This window comes from Geothermobacter hydrogeniphilus, from assembly GCF_002093115.1.
Taxonomy (GTDB): Bacteria; Desulfobacterota; Desulfuromonadia; order Desulfuromonadales; family Geothermobacteraceae; genus Geothermobacter_A; species Geothermobacter_A hydrogeniphilus.
In genome coordinates this window covers 116,080-133,896 of record NZ_NAAD01000004.1, presented here as the reverse complement: position 1 = coordinate 133,896, position 17,817 = coordinate 116,080, and the positions used below count along the sequence as shown (strand labels likewise).

At 61.6% G+C, this 17,817-nt stretch carries 19 protein-coding genes and 2 riboswitches; of the genes, 14 read left to right on the top strand and 5 right to left on the bottom strand.

The genetic code is table 11. The features are described from left to right. Positions 1-121: 121 nt before the first annotated feature. From B5V00_RS05120 to B5V00_RS05100, 5 genes are all read left to right on the top strand, one after another. Positions 122-643 (top strand): NADH-quinone oxidoreductase subunit J family protein, encoded by a 522-nt coding sequence (locus B5V00_RS05120; RefSeq protein WP_085009688.1) that lies wholly within the window; start codon positions 122-124, stop codon positions 641-643. Continuing rightward, positions 640-945, top strand: coding sequence for an NADH-quinone oxidoreductase subunit NuoK (gene nuoK / locus B5V00_RS05115; RefSeq protein ID WP_085009687.1), 306 nt, complete (start codon positions 640-642; stop codon positions 943-945). The genes B5V00_RS05120 and nuoK overlap by 4 nt, the downstream gene beginning before the upstream one ends. Beyond that, positions 942-2,807 (top strand): NADH-quinone oxidoreductase subunit L, encoded by a 1,866-nt coding sequence (gene nuoL, locus B5V00_RS05110; protein WP_085009686.1) that lies wholly within the window; start codon positions 942-944, stop codon positions 2,805-2,807. The genes nuoK and nuoL overlap by 4 nt, the downstream gene beginning before the upstream one ends. A 92-nt stretch (positions 2,808-2,899) precedes the next feature. Then, entirely contained in the window at positions 2,900-4,393 is a 1,494-nt protein-coding gene (locus tag B5V00_RS05105) for a complex I subunit 4 family protein (RefSeq protein ID WP_085009685.1), read from the top strand. Further along, entirely contained in the window at positions 4,390-5,808 is a 1,419-nt protein-coding gene (locus B5V00_RS05100) for an NADH-quinone oxidoreductase subunit N (RefSeq protein WP_085009684.1), read from the top strand. The genes B5V00_RS05105 and B5V00_RS05100 overlap by 4 nt, the downstream gene beginning before the upstream one ends. A gap of 71 nt (positions 5,809-5,879) precedes the next feature. Here B5V00_RS05100 and B5V00_RS05095 read toward each other — a convergent pair whose 3' ends face one another. Continuing rightward, entirely contained in the window at positions 5,880-6,860 is a 981-nt protein-coding gene (locus B5V00_RS05095; RefSeq protein WP_085009683.1) for a sirohydrochlorin cobaltochelatase, read from the bottom strand. A gap of 120 nt (positions 6,861-6,980) precedes the next feature. Beyond that, a riboswitch (cobalamin riboswitch) is annotated at positions 6,981-7,168 on the bottom strand. A 95-nt stretch (positions 7,169-7,263) separates the two neighbouring features. After that, positions 7,264-7,446, top strand: a riboswitch (cobalamin riboswitch). Between the two features lie 95 nt (positions 7,447-7,541). On the opposite strand from B5V00_RS05095, the gene B5V00_RS05090 reads away from it, so the two are divergent. The 7 genes from B5V00_RS05090 (at position 7,542) to B5V00_RS05060 (ending at position 12,791) form a co-directional block, all read left to right on the top strand. Continuing rightward, on the top strand, positions 7,542-8,399 hold the full coding sequence (locus B5V00_RS05090; RefSeq protein ID WP_085009682.1) for an ABC transporter ATP-binding protein: 858 nt from the start codon (positions 7,542-7,544) through the stop codon (positions 8,397-8,399). Continuing rightward, positions 8,393-9,133 carry an ABC transporter permease gene (locus tag B5V00_RS05085; protein ID WP_085009681.1) on the top strand — a complete coding sequence of 247 codons (741 nt, stop codon included), beginning with the start codon at positions 8,393-8,395 and terminating at the stop codon, positions 9,131-9,133. The genes B5V00_RS05090 and B5V00_RS05085 overlap by 7 nt, the downstream gene beginning before the upstream one ends. Beyond that, positions 9,130-10,080, top strand: a complete 951-nt coding sequence (locus tag B5V00_RS05080; protein WP_085009680.1) for a FecCD family ABC transporter permease — start codon at positions 9,130-9,132, stop codon at positions 10,078-10,080. The genes B5V00_RS05085 and B5V00_RS05080 overlap by 4 nt, the downstream gene beginning before the upstream one ends. Continuing rightward, on the top strand, positions 10,073-10,810 hold the full coding sequence (locus B5V00_RS05075; protein ID WP_085009679.1) for an ABC transporter ATP-binding protein: 738 nt from the start codon (positions 10,073-10,075) through the stop codon (positions 10,808-10,810). The genes B5V00_RS05080 and B5V00_RS05075 overlap by 8 nt, the downstream gene beginning before the upstream one ends. Next, positions 10,764-11,549, top strand: coding sequence for an ABC transporter substrate-binding protein (locus B5V00_RS05070; protein WP_085009678.1), 786 nt, complete (start codon positions 10,764-10,766; stop codon positions 11,547-11,549). The genes B5V00_RS05075 and B5V00_RS05070 overlap by 47 nt, the downstream gene beginning before the upstream one ends. Beyond that, on the top strand, positions 11,546-12,322 hold the full coding sequence (gene cobI / locus B5V00_RS05065) for a precorrin-2 C(20)-methyltransferase (protein ID WP_085009677.1): 777 nt from the start codon (positions 11,546-11,548) through the stop codon (positions 12,320-12,322). Before B5V00_RS05070 ends, cobI begins: the two co-directional genes overlap by 4 nt. 118 nt (positions 12,323-12,440) lie before the next feature. Then, complete coding sequence (locus tag B5V00_RS05060) at positions 12,441-12,791, top strand: CGGC domain-containing protein (RefSeq protein WP_085009676.1); 351 nt, start codon at positions 12,441-12,443, stop codon at positions 12,789-12,791. Here B5V00_RS05060 and B5V00_RS05055 read toward each other — a convergent pair whose 3' ends face one another. Continuing rightward, complete coding sequence (locus tag B5V00_RS05055; RefSeq protein ID WP_085009675.1) at positions 12,792-13,043, bottom strand: CDGSH iron-sulfur domain-containing protein; 252 nt, start codon at positions 13,041-13,043, stop codon at positions 12,792-12,794. A 281-nt stretch (positions 13,044-13,324) separates the two neighbouring features. Here B5V00_RS05055 and B5V00_RS05050 point away from each other — a divergent pair, with 281 nt between their 5' ends. Beyond that, positions 13,325-13,825: a ferritin-like domain-containing protein gene (locus B5V00_RS05050; protein ID WP_085009674.1), complete on the top strand. Its 501-nt coding sequence runs from the start codon at positions 13,325-13,327 to the stop codon at positions 13,823-13,825. A 102-nt stretch (positions 13,826-13,927) separates the two neighbouring features. Here the strand turns inward: B5V00_RS05050 and B5V00_RS05045 are convergent, their stop codons facing one another. Continuing rightward, a complete protein-coding gene (locus B5V00_RS05045; RefSeq protein WP_085009673.1) occupies positions 13,928-14,590 on the bottom strand; it encodes a hypothetical protein in 663 nt (220 codons plus the stop codon). 194 nt (positions 14,591-14,784) lie between these two features. After that, entirely contained in the window at positions 14,785-16,017 is a 1,233-nt protein-coding gene (locus tag B5V00_RS05040; protein WP_085009672.1) for an HDOD domain-containing protein, read from the bottom strand. Between the two features lie 197 nt (positions 16,018-16,214). Between B5V00_RS05040 and B5V00_RS05035 the strand changes: the two genes are divergently transcribed. Further along, positions 16,215-16,619 (top strand): CoA-binding protein, encoded by a 405-nt coding sequence (locus B5V00_RS05035; protein WP_085009671.1) that lies wholly within the window; start codon positions 16,215-16,217, stop codon positions 16,617-16,619. Positions 16,620-16,636: 17 nt separating this feature from the next. On the opposite strand, the gene B5V00_RS05030 is transcribed toward B5V00_RS05035, so the two are convergent. Beyond that, entirely contained in the window at positions 16,637-17,809 is a 1,173-nt protein-coding gene (locus B5V00_RS05030; RefSeq protein WP_085009670.1) for a pyridoxal phosphate-dependent aminotransferase, read from the bottom strand. Between the last annotated feature and the right edge of the window lie 8 nt (positions 17,810-17,817).

Here is a 17,817-nt window from a genome sequence, read left to right as displayed (position 1 = left end):
GACTGGCTTTTGTTTTTTTCAGGACACCTCAGCCAAACGGGTTCCTTGGTGTTCTTGGTGTCTTGAGCGAGCAAAGCGAGCGGGTGGCCCAAAATCAGGAGACACTGCTGAATACGATACTATGATCGCGACTATTTTCTACATCCTCTCCGCCGCCGCGCTGCTGGCAACGCTGATGGCCATCACCCGGAAAAACCCGGTACACGCGGTCATCTACCTGGTCCACGCCTTCTTCGCCCTGGCACTGATCTTCTTCATTCTCGGGGCGCCGCTGGTGGCCGCCTGGGAGGTGATCATCTACGCCGGGGCGATCATGGTGCTGTTCCTGTTCATTATCATGATGCTGGAGCTGACCCCGGGAGAAGCCGCCAGGGGACCCGGCTGGCAGCGCTGGGCGCCGGTGATCCTGCTGTCCGGCAGCATTGTCGTCTGCACCCTGCTGCTGATGACCGCCGAGCCGCAGGCGGGACCGGGGGGACCAAACTTCTATGCTTCACCGCGTGATTTCGGCTACGGGCTGTTCAAGGAATATGCCCTGGCGGTGGAAATCGTCTCCTTCCAGCTGCTGTTCGCGGCGGTCGGAGCCTTCTACGTCGGCAGGGGAGAACGTACCCGCCGCCGGGCCCGGGGAGATGAACGATGATCGTACCCCTGGAACATGTGCTGATCGTCGCCGGGCTGATGTTCGGCCTCGGCTTCGCCTGCGTGCTGGCGCGGCGCAGCCTGATCATGATCCTGATCGGCGTCGAGGTGATGATCAACGCCGTCGGCCTGGCGCTGGTCGGCGCCTCGGCCTTCTGGCACAACATCGACGGTCAGCTGCTGGTGGTGCTGCTGATGGCGCTGACCTCGGCCGAGGTCTCCATCTCCCTGGCGATGGTCGTCTACCTCAACCGGCGCAAGGGAACCCTTGATGCCGATGCCTATAACGAGATGAAGGGATGAACGCCAAGCTGCTGTTCCTGATACCGCTGCTGCCGCTGATCGGGGCGGGCATCAACATCCTCTTCGGGATGCGTTTCCCGCGTGCCGCGCGCGGCTGGATCGCCGTGGCCGCGGTGGCCGCCAGTTTCGTCGCCAGCTGCCTGCTCTGGCCCCTCTCCTCCGGCGGAGGAACCCGCACAGTGCTGGCAACATGGCTGGCGAGCGGCAACCTGCGGGCCGACTTCGGCATCCTCTTCGACCCGCTGGCCGCCTCAATGACATTGATGGTCACCGGGGTCTCGACCCTGATCCACCTCTACGCGGTCGGCTACATGGAAAAGGAGCAGGATACGGCGCGCTTCTTCGCCCTGCTCAACCTGTTCGTTTTCGCCATGCTGACTATCGTCCTGGCCGACAATCTGCTGCTGCTGTTTCTCGGCTGGGAAGGAGTCGGCTTCTGTTCCTACGGCCTGATCGGCTTCTGGTATCGCGAGCTGAAGAATGCCCGCGCCGGGCAGAAAGCCTTCCTGGTCACCCGGGTCGGGGATGTCTTCTTCGCCATCGCTCTGCTGTGGCTGTTCTCCGCCTCCGGCCAACTCGGGATTCCCGAAATCAATGCCTTCGCCAGCCAGCTCCCGGCTGCCTCGATCACCGCCATCGTGCTGCTGCTGCTGGCCGGGGCGAGCGGTAAGAGCGCCCAGCTGCCGCTGATGACCTGGCTGCCCGATGCCATGGCCGGGCCGACCCCGGTTTCGGCTCTGATCCATGCCGCAACCATGGTTACCGCCGGAGTCTACCTGCTCTGCCGGCTGTTCCCGCTGGTCTCCCTGTCGGCGACCGGCATGACCGCCATCGCCCTGGTCGGCGGACTGACCGCCTTCTATGCCGCCACCTGCGCCCTGGCGCAGCGGGAGATCAAGCGGGTGCTGGCCTACTCGACCATGAGCCAGATCGGCTACATGTTCATCGCCGTCGGCGCCGGAAGCGTTTCCGGGGCGATGTTCCACCTTTATACCCATGCCTTCTTCAAGGCCCTGCTGTTCATGGGCGCCGGCTGTGTCATCCACCTCTGTCACGAGGAGAACGACATCTACAAGATGGGCGGGATGGCGAAAAAATCCCCCCTGGTCACGGTCCTCTTTCTTGCCGGCCTGCTGTGCCTGGCGGGAGCACCGCTGACCGGTGGCTTTTTCTCCAAGGACGGCATCCTGGTAGCCGCGTACGCCGCGGGAGGAAACGGACTGCGCCTGGCCTGGGCGCTCGGCACGCTGAGCGCCCTGCTGACCAGCTTCTACAGCTTCCGCCTCTTTTTCCTGGTCTTTACCGGCCCGCCGCGCAGCCCCGGGAAACCGCATCCGCTGCCGATGCTGATGCGCTGGACCCTGCCGCCACTGGCCCTGCTCGGCCTGTTCGGCGGACTGTTCAATCTTCCAGCGGCCTGGGGCGGGCAGGAACTGCTGCATCGTCTGCTGACCGGAAGTGAAGCGAAACCGCTGGTCGATCATGCCACCGAACTGGCGCTGACGGTGACCGCCGTGTGCCTGTTCGCTCTCGGCCTGTTCGCCGCCGTCGGACTCTATCGTTCTTTTCCCGGCGAACGCCCTGCCTGGTACAAACGCTTCCTGTTGCACGGCTGGCAGGCCGATCGCCTGGTTGAATGGAGCCTGCTGAAGCCTTTTCGGGCCCTCGCCCGCTTCTGCGGCCTGGGCCTCGACCAGACGGTGATCGAAGCGACCCTGCACGGCCTGGCCGGCGCAACCCAGAAACAGGGTGATCGCACCCGGCAGCTGGCCACCGGCCGCATCAGCACCTACCTGCACGGCTTCGCCTGGGGACTGGTCCTGATGCTCGGCTGGTTTCTGCTGGAGATGGTTAAAGGGTGAGATGTGAGATGTGAGATGTGAGATGTGAGATGTGAGATGTGAGATGTGAGATGACTGTGGATCAATTTCTTGATAAAGGGAAACGCTAAAAGGTGACCTCCTTTCCTGCTCTGACATTGCTGTTGCTGCTGCCGCTGGCCGGGACCGGACTCTGCCTGCTCTTCCGCCGCAAACCGGACCTGTGCCGGGCGGTCACCCTGGCGACCACGCTGGTGATGCTGGCATTGTGCGTCTGGGCGTTCTGCCAGCAGCCGGATGCCGCCGGCTGGTACCTGCGCGAGGACTACCCCTGGATCGAGCGGCTCGGAGCGCGTTTCACCCTGGCGATGGACGGTCTTTCCCTGCTGATGGTGGTGCTGACCACCTTCCTGCAGGTGATCGCGGTGCTGATCTCCTGGCATCAGAAAAAGTACCCGGCCTTCTTCTACGCCCTGCTGTTGCTGATGGAGGCGGGAATTCTCGGCGTCTTTCTGGCCAGCGACCTGCTGCTCTTCTACCTTTTCTGGGAGGTGATGCTGATCCCGATGTTCTTCCTGATCGGCATCTGGGGCCACGGTCGGCGGGTCTATGCCGCGGTCAAGTTCTTCCTTTTCACTCTCGCCGGCTCGCTGTTGATGCTGCTGGCGATCATCGGCCTTTACCTGCTGCACGGCCGGCAGACAGGCGACTACAGCTTCGCCCTTGAAGCCCTCCGAAACACCGACTGCGGCGCCTGGGAACCCTGGCTCTACGCCGGTTTCATGCTCGGCTTCCTGGTCAAGGTGCCGGTGGTGCCGCTGCACACCTGGCTGCCCGACGCGCACACCGTCGCCCCGGCGGCCGGCTCCCTCGATCTGGCCGGGCTGCTGCTCAAGACCGGGGTGTTCGGTATCCTCCGTTTCGCCTTCCCGCTGTTTCCGGCCAGTGCCGCGGCCAGCCTGCCGCTGCTGGCGTTTCTGGCCCTGGTCGGGCTGTTTTACGCCGCCTGGTGCGCCTATATCCAGGGGGATGTCAAGCGCCTGATCGCCTACTCGTCGGTCTCCCATCTCGGGATGATCATGCTCGGCCTGGCGGCCGCCAACGTGCTGGCCCTGGAGGGAGCGATCCTGCTGATGCTCTGTCACGGGCTGACCACCGGCGCCCTGTTCGCCCTGGTGTCGATGCTGCGCCGCCGTACCGGAACCCGCGAACTGGCCAAGCTGGGCGGAATGTGGAAGGAAGCGCCGATCTTCTCCTGCTTCTTTCTGTTCTTCGCCCTGGCCTCCCTCGGCCTGCCGGGACTGGCCAATTTCAGTGGTGAGATCCTGGTCTTCGCCGGCACCTTCCAGGTCCGGCCCCTGTGGGGCGCGCTGGCGGTCGTCGGGGTGGTGTTCGCCGCCGCCTACATCCTGCGGATGGTCCAGGAACTGCTCTGGGGTGAGCGCCCTCCCGGGCATCCATGGCCCGACCTGACCACCCTGGAAGTGGTGGCCCTGGCACCACTGGTCTTCTTCACTCTCTGGCTCGGGCTCTATCCGGAGACCTTCCTTGCCCACCTGCATCTGCCGGTAAAAATTCTGCTTGAGCAGGCGGCACCGCTGGTCGCCGCCCACGGAGGTCTGCCATGAGCGGCGCCGAACTGCTCGCCCTGCTGCCGGTGCTGATCCTCGCCCTCGGTGCCACCGCGATCTTGATGGCCGGCGCCTGGTGGCCGCGGCGCAACACCCTGATCGGCGCCGGCGTGGCCATCGCCCTGCTGGCGGCCCTCACCGCCGGCGGCTGCCCGCCGCCGGTGGCCGAAGTCGGCGGTATGTTCAGCAGCGGCCCCTACGCGCGTTTCTTCACCATTCTCTGGAGCCTGCTGGCGGCGATGACCCTGCTGCTCTCACCGCGCTACGGCCGGGCGCGCCGCTTCCCCGCCGGGGAGTATCCGGCCCTGGTGCTGTTCGCCGCCGCGGGAATGGCGCTGCTTTCTTCGGCCAGTTCCCTGGTCGGTCTGCTGGTCGGCCTGGAATCCTTCACCCTGGTGCTCTATATCCTGATCGCCATCGACAAGACCTGTCCGCGCGGCACCGAGGCGGGGCTGAAATACCTGGTGATGGGCATCGTCGCCACCGGCCTGCTCAGCTTCGGCATCGCCCTGATCTACGCGGCAACCGGAACCTTCCATTTCGCCGAAATGCACCAGGCGCTGCTCGAAGGCGACCGGATGCGCCCCCTGGGCCTGCTCGGCTGGGCGCTGATCCTCTGTGCCGCCGGTTTCAAGGTCTCACTGGTGCCCTTCCATCTCTGGACCCCGGACGTCTATCAGGGGGCACCGGCACCGATCACGGCCCTGCTCTCGACCGGGTCCAAGGGGGCGGTGTTCGCCGCCCTGGTGGCGCTGATGCTCGGCATCGGCCGGGGACTGGAAGCGCTGGCACCGCTGCTCTGGGCGCTGGCCGCCGCCTCGATCATCCTCGGCACCCTCTGCGCCCTGCGCCAGGACAACATCAAGCGGATGCTCGCCTACTCGTCGGTCGCCCACATGGGCTACGTCACCATCGGCCTGCTGGCCGGAGGTGAAACCGGCCGCAGCGCGGTGATCTTCTACCTGGTGGTCTACACCCTCTCCAACCTCGGCGCCTTCGGAGTGCTGACCGCCTTCGCCATCCAGGGGGAGGAACCGCAGAACTACAAGGATCTGCGCGGCCTCGGCTATCACCACCCGCGGCGCGGCAGCGCGCTGGCCTTCTTCCTGCTGTCGCTGGCCGGCATCCCGCCGACCGCCGGTTTCATCGCCAAGTTCAACATCTTCCACGCCGCCCTCAAGGCCGACTACCTCGGCATCGCCCTGCTCGGCATCCTCGCCTCGCTGGTTTCGCTCTACTACTACCTGCGTCCGGTGATCGTCATGTTTCTCGCCCGTGAACGGGATCTCTGTCTCGACCGGGGCAGTGCGAGTGAACACACCGTGCTGGGCGTCTGCCTGCTGGCGATCCTGTTGCTCGGCATCTATCCGGGACCGCTGTTCGACCTGATCGCGCTGATTCTACCCTCCTGATCGGCGTCTGCAGCTTCAACAGGATGTTGAACCGCCGGGTTGAACAAAATGATCCCGCATCCGGGCGGTCTCTATTTCAGGACAATGCCCGCATCCGCGGCAGCATCAGCAGCGTGCCTGACGAAGATATCCGCGACCCGGTCATTCTCTCCCATGCCGTGCAGGTAGGGAAGAACCTCGATCCCTTCTTTTTCAAAGATGGATTTCCATGAATCCTTCTCCGGACCGGCCATATCATTGGTGGCATGATCGCCGGCAACGATCATAAAGGCTCGGATCACCACCTTTTTGACCCCTGATCTTTTCAACGTCTCCAGGACCTGCTCGACTGCCGGGTAGCCCTCAACCGTGCCGATGACGGTTTTGACGTCGGGATAAACCTTGTTCATCTCGTGTTCGAACTGCAGGTAGGAGCCACCCGAGGGAAAATGATCATTGCCATGGCCCATGTAGACCAGCGCGGCACCATTTTTTCTTGCCCGGTCCACATCCTCCCGCATCGCCCTGACTGCTGTTTTGATATCTTCGGCATAAGGGTGTTCAACCCCGAACGTTCCCAGCATGGGGCGGCCGATAACCAGTTTGTTGAACGGCTTGAATTTTTTCTTGATGGTGTCAATGGATGCCAGGGCATCCACATAGGCGGTCAGGTCAAGAAATTCCTCGGCAGGGGCAATATGGGTGGGCTGCACCACCAGGGTGTCATAGCCGTCATCCTGGAAATTGGCGATGGTGGCCAGCGGTCCCTGGACATGAAGAATCTCCGGCGGGATATTCGGATGGGCCTTGATGTAGGCCGGATCGGCAGCCCTTTTCTGCCAGATTTTCCGGATGATGTTTGAGGTGAAAGCAAAACGAACCGGGGTCTCGGGATAGGCTTTTTTCATTTTATCCCGGATGTTGAGCAGCCCCTGCAGCGCCGGTTCAACCGTCGTGCCGAACATTGCCAGAACAATTCCGTTTTTGTGCACAACTTTATACTCCGCTGCCTGAACCATCTGGGTGGACAAAAGAAAAGCAAGGGCGACCGTAAAAACAACCGACTTTTTCATAGGGACCTCCGGTGTTTACGGCCCGGAATAAAAAAATCCCGGACCAATTAAAATAATTGATCCGGGATTTCCCTGTCTGTATCCCAGAATCCAGCTGCCGTTGACAGCCTGCGCCACAGGAAATCAACAACGTTTCAGGCAGGTCTTCTGACTTCCGGATCAAGCTACTTGTCGCGCCTTCCCGATCGCATTGATCAGTGGCTCTCATGCGACGTTCGTCCCCGGTCACAGCGGCGGGCCCGTCCCGGATTTACACCGGGTTCCCTTTTCATCCACGATAAGCGGACACCTGAAACCAATGTCAGGTACTTTATCGATCTCGAATACTTAAGTCAACAACCCGAACTCGGCGGGATACCGGCCTTGTCAGCGGCACCTGCTTCATGTTAAAAATGCGGACCATTGAGAATACCTGTTCGCCGGTGCCCCGACGGGGCTTGATAGGGAAGAGGGGTGCAAATCCCCCGCGGACCCGCCGCTGTGAGCGAGGACGAAGGGCCGACAGCCACTGATCAATACGATCGGGAAGGCGGCCCGGAGGATGATTCGCGAGCCAGAAGACCTGCCGGAACGAACCCGCCACATTCTTCCCCGGGGTTCAGGGAAAGTGGACTGCCCGGATCTTAAAAACGCAAGGTCCGCACGCCCCTGCCGGGGTGGTGCGGACCTTTTTTTATTTCTATGCAAGCTGAAATCGAAGTCATCGACCTCTGCCGCCGATTCGGGAAAACCCGCGCGGTCGACGGAATCAGCTTCCGGGTCGCCCGGGGGGAATTGTTCGCCTTTCTCGGCCCCAACGGTGCCGGGAAGACCACGACGATCAATCTGCTGACCGGGCTGCTCTCTCCGGATCGCGGGCACATCCGTTATCGTGGAGAAGACTTCGACCCGGGACGACTGGCCGTCAAAAAAATGATCGGCGTCGTGCCCCAGCACAATAACCTCGACAAGGAACTGACGGTCCGTGAGAACCTGCGGGTTCACGGCCGTTTGTTCGGCCTTGGCGGACGGGAGCTCAGCGAACGGATCAATTTCTGCCTCGACTTCGCCGCCCTGAACGAAAAACGCGACACCCCGGCCGGCAAACTCTCCGGCGGCATGAAGCGCAAACTGGTCATCGCCCGCGCCCTGCTCCATAAGCCGACGATCCTGTTTCTCGACGAACCGACGGTCGGCCTCGACCCGCACAGCCGGCGCCGCATGTGGGCCTTTCTGCGTCGCATCAACCAGGAACAGCAGTGTACGGTTTTTCTCACCACCCACTATATCGAAGAAGCCGACAGCCTCGCCGACCGGGTCATGATCATCGATCGGGCACGGATTATCGCCGAAGGCACCCCGGCCGAGCTGAAACAGCAGGCCGGTCATTTCGTCCTCGACATCTACCGGGAAGAGTCCCTGGACAACGAATTTTTCACCACCCGGGAAGCGGCCCTCGAACGACTGAAACAACTGGAGATGTCGGTGCGCATCCGTGAGACCACCCTTGAAGATGTCTTTCTGCGCCTGACCGGCAAACGGCTGGAGGCACGATGCTGAACGGCGTCCGGGGCATCTATCTGCGGGAGATCCTGATCCTGCGCAGGAAGCTGGTCAAGACCGTACTCTCGGCTGCCGTTTCACCGGGACTGTTCCTGATCGCCTTCGGCTACGGCATCGGCAGCAACGCCCGGGTGGACGGATTGAGCTACCTGGCCTTTCTGCTGCCGGGGCTGCTGACCATGAGCAGCATGAACCAGAGTTACGGCATCGCCACCGAAATCAACATCGCCCGCTTCTACTTCAAGGTGTTCGAAGAATACCTGCTGGCACCGATCCGACGCTGGGAAATCGTGGTCGGCGAGATGAGCTACGGTATCACCAGGGGACTGATCCCGGTGCTGGTCATCGCCTGCTACAGCCTGCTGTGCGGTGTGCAACTGCACTTCGGACCACTGTTTCTGCTGGCGCTGCTGCTGCACCTCGGCATCTTCGCCCTGCTCGGGCTGGTGGTCGCCCTGCTGGTACGCAACCACAGCGACCAGGCGACCATGAACGCCTTTCTGATCACGCCGATCATGTTTCTCTCCGGCACCTTCTTTCCGGTGGCGCAGATGCCGCTTCCGGTTCGTCTGCTGGCCGCTCTCTCGCCGCTGACCTACTCAACGCGACTGATACGCTCGACCCTGCTGCCGGGGGCTGCGGTCGAAACCGGGCTGTTTCCGGTGCTGCTGATCATGCTGGTCGGCCTGTTTCTGCTCGCCGGCCGGGTGGTCGCCAGGGTGCAGGCATGAAACGGCTGCTCTGGTTCCTCTTCGTTCTGACCCTGATCGGCTCCTGCCTGCTCGGTTCGACAACCATCCATCCCTTCAATCTGACGGCGGTGGAACGGGACATCCTGTTCGGACTGCGGCTGCCGCGGGTACTGTTCAGCGCCGTGATCGGTGCCATGCTCGGCCTGTCGGGGAGCGTCTACCAGCTGACCCTGAAAAATCCCCTGGCCGACAGTTTCACCACCGGGGCAGCATCCTCGGCCGCCCTGGGCGCGGTCCTCGCCATCGCCCTGGGCATTCCCCTGTCGCTGGTGCCGCTGGTTGCCCTGCTGACCGGGCTGGGCGGGCTGCTGCTGGTCTATCGCCTGGCCCGCAGGGACGGCTTCATCAACCCGGTAAGCATGATCCTGGCCGGGATTGTCATGAACATCGTCGCCTCGGCGGTGATCAGTTTTTCCAAGTATTATTTCGAGGATTCCCTGTCCTCGATCGTCTTCTGGTTGATGGGCGGATTTTTCGTCGTCGACTGGGAAAAGCTGCTGGTCTGTGTGACGGTTTTTGCCGTCGCCTACCTGCTGTTCACCCGCCGGGCCCTGCAGCTCAACCTGCTGGCTCTCGACGAACATTCGGCTCAGACCCTGGGCGTCAACGTCCATCGGTTGCGCAGCTTTGCCTTTGTCATCGCCACCCTGCTGGTCGCCGTCGCCGTCAGCCACACCGGCATCATCGGCTTCGTCGGCCTGATCGTTCCGCACATCGCCCGCAGCCTGTTCGGCAGCGACATGCGCCACAACCTCTTCTATTCCTCTCTGCTCGGCGCCCTGCTGCTGACCGCCGCCGACACCCTGGCCCGCATCATCATCCCCGGCGGTGCCGAACTGCCGGTCGGCATCGTCACCGCCCTGCTCGGCGGCGGGTTTTTCCTCTACCTGCTGCAGACCCGCCGGGAAAGGTTCTGGCATGGCTGAACTGAGCGTCGACAGGCTGCACTTCCGACGGGGACGGTTCACCCTGGAACTGGACCGGCTGCAAATCGCCCCGGGAGAGAAGGTCGCCATCCTCGGAGAAAACGGCTGCGGCAAAACGACCCTGCTGCAGCTGCTCGCCGGACTGCTGCCGCCATCCGGAGGGCGGGTGCGATACGACAACGAGCCGCTGCAGAAAATCCCCATGATCCGGCGGGCGCGGCTGTTCGCCCTGCTGCCCCAGTTCAGTGACGTTATCTTCCCGTTCAGCGTCTTCGAAGTGGTGCTGTTCGGCCGCTTCCCCCATCGGCAGGGGAATGCCTTCAGCGCCGAGGACCGGCAGCTGAGTACGGAGATGCTGGCCCGGTTCGACCTGGAGGACCTCACCGAACGGCCGTTCAACCAGCTCTCCGGGGGAGAGAAACGCCGGGTGATGCTGGCCCGGGTCCTCAACCAGCAGGCTCCGCTGCTCTATCTCGATGAGCCGAACGCCGGCCTCGACATCCGCCATGCCCTGGAAATTTTTTCCCTGCTCAGAGAGCGGCCGGAAACCATCGTCGCGCCGGTCCACGACATCAATCTCGCACACCGCTTTTTCGACCGCTTTCTGCTGCTGAAAGAGGGGCGCCTGCTGGCCGACGTACACCGGGCGCAACTGACCCCCGCACTGCTTACGGAGACTTACAATGTCCAAGTTGCTACTGGTACTGCTGCTTTTCTGTTTCAGCACTGAAGCTGTCGCCGCCAGGCGTATCGTCCTGCTGGCCCCGGCCGCCGGCGACATTCTGCTCAAACTGGGCGTGGCGGACCAGGTGGTCGGAGTGACCCGGAACCTCAAAGGATTCCCCCGCGCCCGCCAGGTCGGCTCACACATTCATCCCAACCTGGAGATTATCCGTTCACTCGCCCCTGACCTGTTGATTATCTCCTCCAATCGGTTTTTCTCAGAGCAGATGGCAGCCGCGATCGACGCACCGGTTTTCACCTATCACCCCCGCACCCTCGATGAAATCCTGCAGCAGATCGGCGAACTGGCGGCGACGCTGGACAAACCAACCGCCGGCAAACGATTGATTGCCCGCCAGCGGCAGAAACTGACCGATCTCAGACCGCTCACCACCACGCCGAAAGTGATCTTTGAAATAACCGCCATGCCGCTCATCGTTGCCGGCAGCGGTCACATCGTGGCCGACATTGTCAACCGGGCAGGAGGTGTTCTGCTCGCCCCGAGCCAGCGCAAACTGGTTCGTTTCAACCCGGAATCGGTCCTCGCCCGGCAGCCGGATGTCTACATCTACCAGGTTGGACCGATGAACAAGAATCCCCTCCCGCCCGCGGAACGTGGTCCGCTGAAGCGACTTGATGCCCGGTTTCTGCGGGTCGACGAACTGCTCTTCTCCCGCGCCAACACGCACAGTTTCGACAATGTCCTGAAACTCAACCGCTACTTCCGGGAGGCCAGCAACGGATGAATCCAGCCAGCCCCGCCCTGTCCGGGCACTTCTACGCCGTCGGCGTCGGTCCCGGCGCTCCGGACCTGCTGACTCTGCGCGCCGCCCGGATCATCGAGAGCGCCGATCTGGTGATTGTTCCCCGCGCCCGGGGAGCCGATCGCAGCCTGGCCCTGGAGACGATCCGGCCGTTCCTGCGGGATCAGCAACTGCTCTGTGTCAGCTATCCCATGCAGCGCAATGATCAGGCCACCCGCGCCCGCTGGCAGGAGCTGGCCGCGCAGGTGACGGACCATTGCCGGCAGGGACGTGCCGTGGTCCAGGCAACCCTCGGCGACCCCCTGATCTTTGCCACCAGTTCCTACCTCATGCAGGGGCTGACGGAACAGCTCCCCCGGGAGCGAATTCACGTGGTCCCCGGAATCAGCGCTTTTCAGACCGGCGCCAGCCGTTTCGGCGTCCCCCTCACTCTGCAGGAGGATCGCCTGACCCTGATGTCGGCCACCGACATGGAACTGGTTGCCGGGGCGCTGGACCATTGCGAGACCCTGGTACTCTACAAGGCCGGCGGGATGATCAGCGCTCTCCGCAAGCTCCTGAAAGAACGCGGCCTGCTCGGCTCCGCCCGACTGGTCAGCTGCATCGAGCAGGGCAACGGCGAACTGCTGATCGACAATCTCGAGACCTGGCAACCGGTCCCGCTCAGCTACATGAGCACTCTCATTGTGCATGTGGGCCGGCAGGGCTGGCGGCCGGGAAACGGCAATGAAAAGCTCCGCGACGACAGCGCATGAACAGCACCGGACCCCGCACCAGAGGTTTGCAGGATCGGCGGGCGGCCAGCAGTCGCAACGCTATTCGCCAGGCATTGCCATCGGGCTCGGGTAACAACCCTTTCTTTTCGACAACAAAATGAAAATCGCCATCATTGTCCACAAGACAACCCTCGACAAATGCACCGGCAAGGGCTGCCTCGGCGCCTTTTTCCAACGAGAAGACGCCTTTGCCCCCTACGGACCGGAGGCCCGGCTGGTCGCCTTCACGCATGACGGGGGGGCACTGGACAAAAAGATCGAGCGGCTGAAACAGCTCGGAGTCGAGGTGGTACACCTGTCCAGTTGCGTGCGGAGCAGGAACCCCGCCTATGAGGCGCTGGCCCGGAAGCTGTCAGAGAATTTCGCGGTGGTCGGCTACACGCATGGCTCCCGCCAGGGACGAACCAGGGCGGCAATATGCCTGCCGGCACGAAAACACTGCGAGTGATCAGCTTTCGCTGTCGGGACTGAACCCGCAGCCCCCGTCACAGAAGGGCCGATTGCCGGTTTTGCCGCAGCTGCAGAGATAAACCTTCTGCCGCCGGGTGATCTTGAAGCGGATCGGCCGGGGACCGTCAGAGGAGTGACTGCCGTCACAGAAGGGCAGGTTCTGCGAACCGCCACAGGCGCAGCGATCGTAGGTTCCCGGGTCAAGAGTGATGGCGATCGGCATACCGGCATCGGTGTTGGGCTTGGTCATGGGAGCTGGATTCCTTCCACCTGAGTCAGTGAGTTCCTGTTGGAGTGTTGCCCGCGCGGGGTGCTTACCGGTGCATTTTACCATGCCCCGCGCCATCCATCATCCGCTCGTGACGGCGCACGTGTAATCAGCACGGCGGAGAAGAACATTGTGCTGATTGCCGATCACGGGTTCACTGATTCAGGCCTTCTTTCTCACCTCCATTTGACAATCACCCTTCTCGCGATAGAGTTGATTTATCTGCCAATAAATCGCTAACCGCTTGAAAAATGGAGGATTTCATGGGAACCAGGGGAAGAGAAATCATCGGTCTGGATGCCGATGAACTGCTGAAAACTCTCAACAAGGCCTTCGCCGACGAGTGGCTGGCCTATTACCAGTACTGGCTCGGGGCCAAGATCGCCAAGGGGCCGATGAAGGATGCCATCATCGCCGAACTGCTGCAGCACGCCACCGAGGAACTGGCACACGCCGAGCTGGTTTCCAACCGCATCATCCAGCTGGGCGGCACGCCGCTGACCACCCCCAAAGACTGGTTCAAGTGGACCAACTGCGGCTACGACGCCCCCGACAACCCCTTTGTCCGCGCCCTCCTGGAACAGAACATCAAGGCCGAGCAATGCGCCATCAGCGTCTATGACCGCCTGATGAAGCTGACCGAAGGCAAGGATCCGATCACCTACAACATCGCCCTGCAGATCATCGAACAGGAGGTTGAGCACGAAGAAGACCTGCAGGCCCTGCTGGAAGACCTCGATCTGATGATCCAACCTCCGCGCTGATCCCACGGAAAACACTCTCGCCATCCCGCCTGAACGCACGAATTAAAAACGCCCCGCCGGAAAACCCGACGGGGCGTTTGCACAGCAGACCTGCCTGACCGCTCAGAACAGACCGGAGGCGGCCATATCCTTGCCGACTTCATCGACAAATTCGGTAATCAGCTCACCGACCGGCTTGTCGATCACGGTTTCAGCCTGGGCTGACCAGATCAGTTTCTTGTCCAGGTTATAGAGGTTGCTCTCCATGGTTACTATCTTGAAATCCGTACTGGTCACCGGTTCGTGTGTGATATCGAAACTGCTCCGATAATAATCATCCCATCCACGCCGGGAACGATCGGAAGGTGTGTAACGGCGGCGTTCATAGCGATAGCTGTCACCACGGACCGTGCCGTAGGTCCGGCCGGGGGTAATAACTGTTTCGGTCCGGCTGCCGGTTGCCATGGTAACCAACACCGCGTCACAACCAAGCTCCCTGACCTTGGTCATCACCGCGTCCTTGTCATCCTTAAGCTGGGTATCACTGAAATAATTATAACTCTGCACGCCCCTGCTTCCCAGCGAAGCCAGCTTGGCGGCAAACTTGTCTTCCACCAGGCGTCGATTGAGCTGATCCTTGGCGACACCAATGACAAAGACCTTTTTCACCGATCCGCTCGGCACATTCGGATCATGCCAGGTCGCGGCCATCTGGGTTGAACTGCAGCCGGCCAGAAAAACCAGGGCCGACAGCAGAAGGGTCCAGCGGATTACTGCTTGTTCCATGGATGCACCTCCGTAGGATGTTGATATCGCTTAAAAAGCATAACATCAGCCAGAGGGATTGCTATTCAGTCGACGATCTTTTCCACTGTCGCCGCGGGGGACACCGATTCCGGCAACCGAAACAGGGGTGAACAACGGCGGCATAATGCCGATGGTCAATGGTTGAACATGCGGGTTACGGCCCGAAAAAACCGTCAATCGTCTGCAAGGAAGGTACGCGAGATATCGATGAAATGACGCTCGACATGCTGACTGGCCGGAGCGAGGATATTGGTCGGCAGATCGATGACCTCCCAGGCCCTGGGGTTGAAGGGTGAAATGGAACTTGCCAGATTGGTTTCCGCGCCCAGGGCATGGGCCATGAAATCGGCCAGGTGCACAATGCAGGTTTCTTCCGAGAACCGATCCCCCTGCGGCTTGTGGTGCCAACCGATCATTTGACTGAGGGTCCGGGAAAGTCGCCACAACTCGCCCAGCATGCGGCCGATCTGTCCATGGTCGTAGGCCAGTTCCTGACGTTCAGCCTGGTAGATGGCCAACCCTTCCCGCTGCGCCGTCACCAGGGCCCGGGCATAGAACTCCGGTATCTCCACCAGCATCACCAGGCGACCGATATCATGCAGCAGGCCGCCGACAAAGAACATTTCGGTTTCTTCCAGCCCCTTGCGACGGGCCAGCTGCTGGGCAAAAAGACCGGTCCGGATGGAATGCTTCCAGAAGGCCTCCATATCGATCAGTTCGGTCGGAATCGTGCGGAACAGACGGACGATGGAAATCCCCAGAGCCAGGCTCAGCAGTTCCCGGGTGCCCAGCAGGGTGATCGCGCGGGAGATGGAATCAACCTTGCTCGTCAGACTGTAGAAGGCACTGTTGACCAGCTTCAGCAGCCGGACCGAGATACTGCTGTCCTTACTGACAATCTCCGCCAGGTGATTTGCGGCGCAGCCCGGGACATTCAGCGCCTCGACAATCTTGCTGTAGACGTCCGGCAGCGAAGCGAGCTTGACCTTGCCCCGGACCAGGTCTTCCGAGGTGGGCTTGTTGCTCCAGTCGAGATCCTCTCCAAGAGTCTCCGGAAGGTTGGCGACCGCGGGTTTCCAGCCGGACTGCAGTCGCCTGGCGGTCTGCTCGCAGGCAAGCTCGAAGACTTCGGAGACCACCTCGTGGTCACGATCATTAAGACTGAAGCGGGCCTGCTGGAAGCGGACACTCTCTTCGATCAGTACCGGGTCGAGTTCGCCACCATCGAGTTCGGACTGCGAGGTTCCGACAATATCCACTTCGAGGATGCCGAACCGACGCAGGGCCTGCAGATGACGTTCTTCCAGTTCGACTCCCTTGGCAAGAACAAACTGGCCCTTTTCGGTGAACAGGTCGTCACCGAGAACCATTCCCGCCTGCAGATCATCGAGCAGTACGTAACCCAAAACTGTTCCTTTCCTGGTTGCACCGGGCAGGGGCAAGCCTGCGCCACCTTCCCCGCTCTTTTCTTATCGACCCGAAAGGAATTGATTTTAGTTTTTTTTCCCGCGACAAACGGTGCAGAATGGGGATCGGGCAGCATGATTTGCCCACGGGCGTCGAAACGCGTAGAATCGGCACCATGACCGCCAAGGAGAAATCCATGACCATCGAAGAGAAGATCCGCCGTTTTCTCGACCAGCCGGCCTTCGGCGTGGTCGGTGCCTCAACCAGGCCTCACAAGTACGGCAACAAGGTGCTGCGCTGCTATCTGCAGAATGATCGCCGGGTGATTCCGGTCAACCCGGTCGCAGAAACCATCGAAGGGCAGGCCTGCGTCGCCTCGGTGGCGCAGCTTCCCCCGGAGGTGAAGAGCATCTCGGTGATCACCCCGCCGGAGGTCACCCGCACCGTTGTCGAGATGGCCATCACCAGGGGCATTGAACATATCTGGATGCAACCCGGCGCCGAAGATCCGGAAGCGGTGCGCAACGCTGAACAGGCGGGGATCAATGTCATCGCTAACGGCTCCTGCCTGCTGGTGGTGCTCGGCTACCACGAACATTGACCTGCTGACACGTCAGCTCAGGGCAACCAGCCGCGCCGCCCGAAGTACTCCTTGAGCAGTTCAATCGCCCGATCGATATTGGCAATCGAATTGGCATAGGAAAAACGCAGAAACCCTTCGGCGGCCGCCCCGAAATCGACGCCCGGCGTCAGGGCAACGCCGGTCTGTTCCAAAAGCTCCAGCGCCAGCGCCTTGGAATCGGTGCTGATATGCCGGGCGTCGGCCAGCACGTAAAAAGCTGCCACCGGATCACGTTCAACCCCGAGTCCCAGTTCCGGCAGGCGTCCCAACAGGTGCCGGCGGCGGGCATCATAGGCCGCGCGCATCCTTTCGACATCGTCGCCGCAGTGGCGCAGGGCGGCGATTCCGGCGGCCTGAACGAAATTATTGGCACTGATCAGAAAATTCTGGTGCAGGCTCTGCAGGGTGCGAACACATGAACGGGGAGCGATCAGGTATCCGAGCCGCCAACCGGTCATGGCATAGGTCTTGGAAAATCCGCCCAGGACGAAAGCCTCGGAGCTGTACTCGAGGATTGAGCGCTCCTCTCCCTGATAGGTCAGCCCGTGGTAGATCTCGTCGGAAACCACCGGCACCGGCAACTCCGCCAACTGCTCCAGCCAGGCGGGCGGCATGACCGAACCGGCCGGATTGGAGGGGGAGTTGATCAGCAACGCCCGGGTGCGGTCGGTGATCGCCGCCCGCACCACCTCCGGCCGCGGCTGAAAAGCATCTTCCGGGCGGGTCTTGAGATAGCGCGGCAACCCCTCAAAGAAGGTGATGAAATTGGGATAACAGGCGTAGCTCGGATCGGGCAGAATCACCTCGTCGCCGGGATCGAGCAGGGCGGCGAACAGCAGCAGCATCAGCGGACTGGTCCCGGCCGAAACCAGGACCTGCTCGGGGTCAACATCAACCCCGTAACGTTGTTGATAATGGGCGGCGATCTCTTCACGCAGGTCGAGCCGACCGAGAGAATGGGTGTAACCGGTATCTCCCCCCCTGACCGCCTCGACCACGGCCTCAACCACCGGTTGCGGCGTGGCAAAATCGGGCTCACCCAGGCACAGATAGATAACCTCCCGTCCCGCGGCCTGCAATTCCCTGGCCCGCTCCATCACCTCCATGGCCAGAAACGGAGTCACCTGGCGGGAACGCTTCGACAGCGGAATCCGGCGATGACGATTCATGTCGAAAA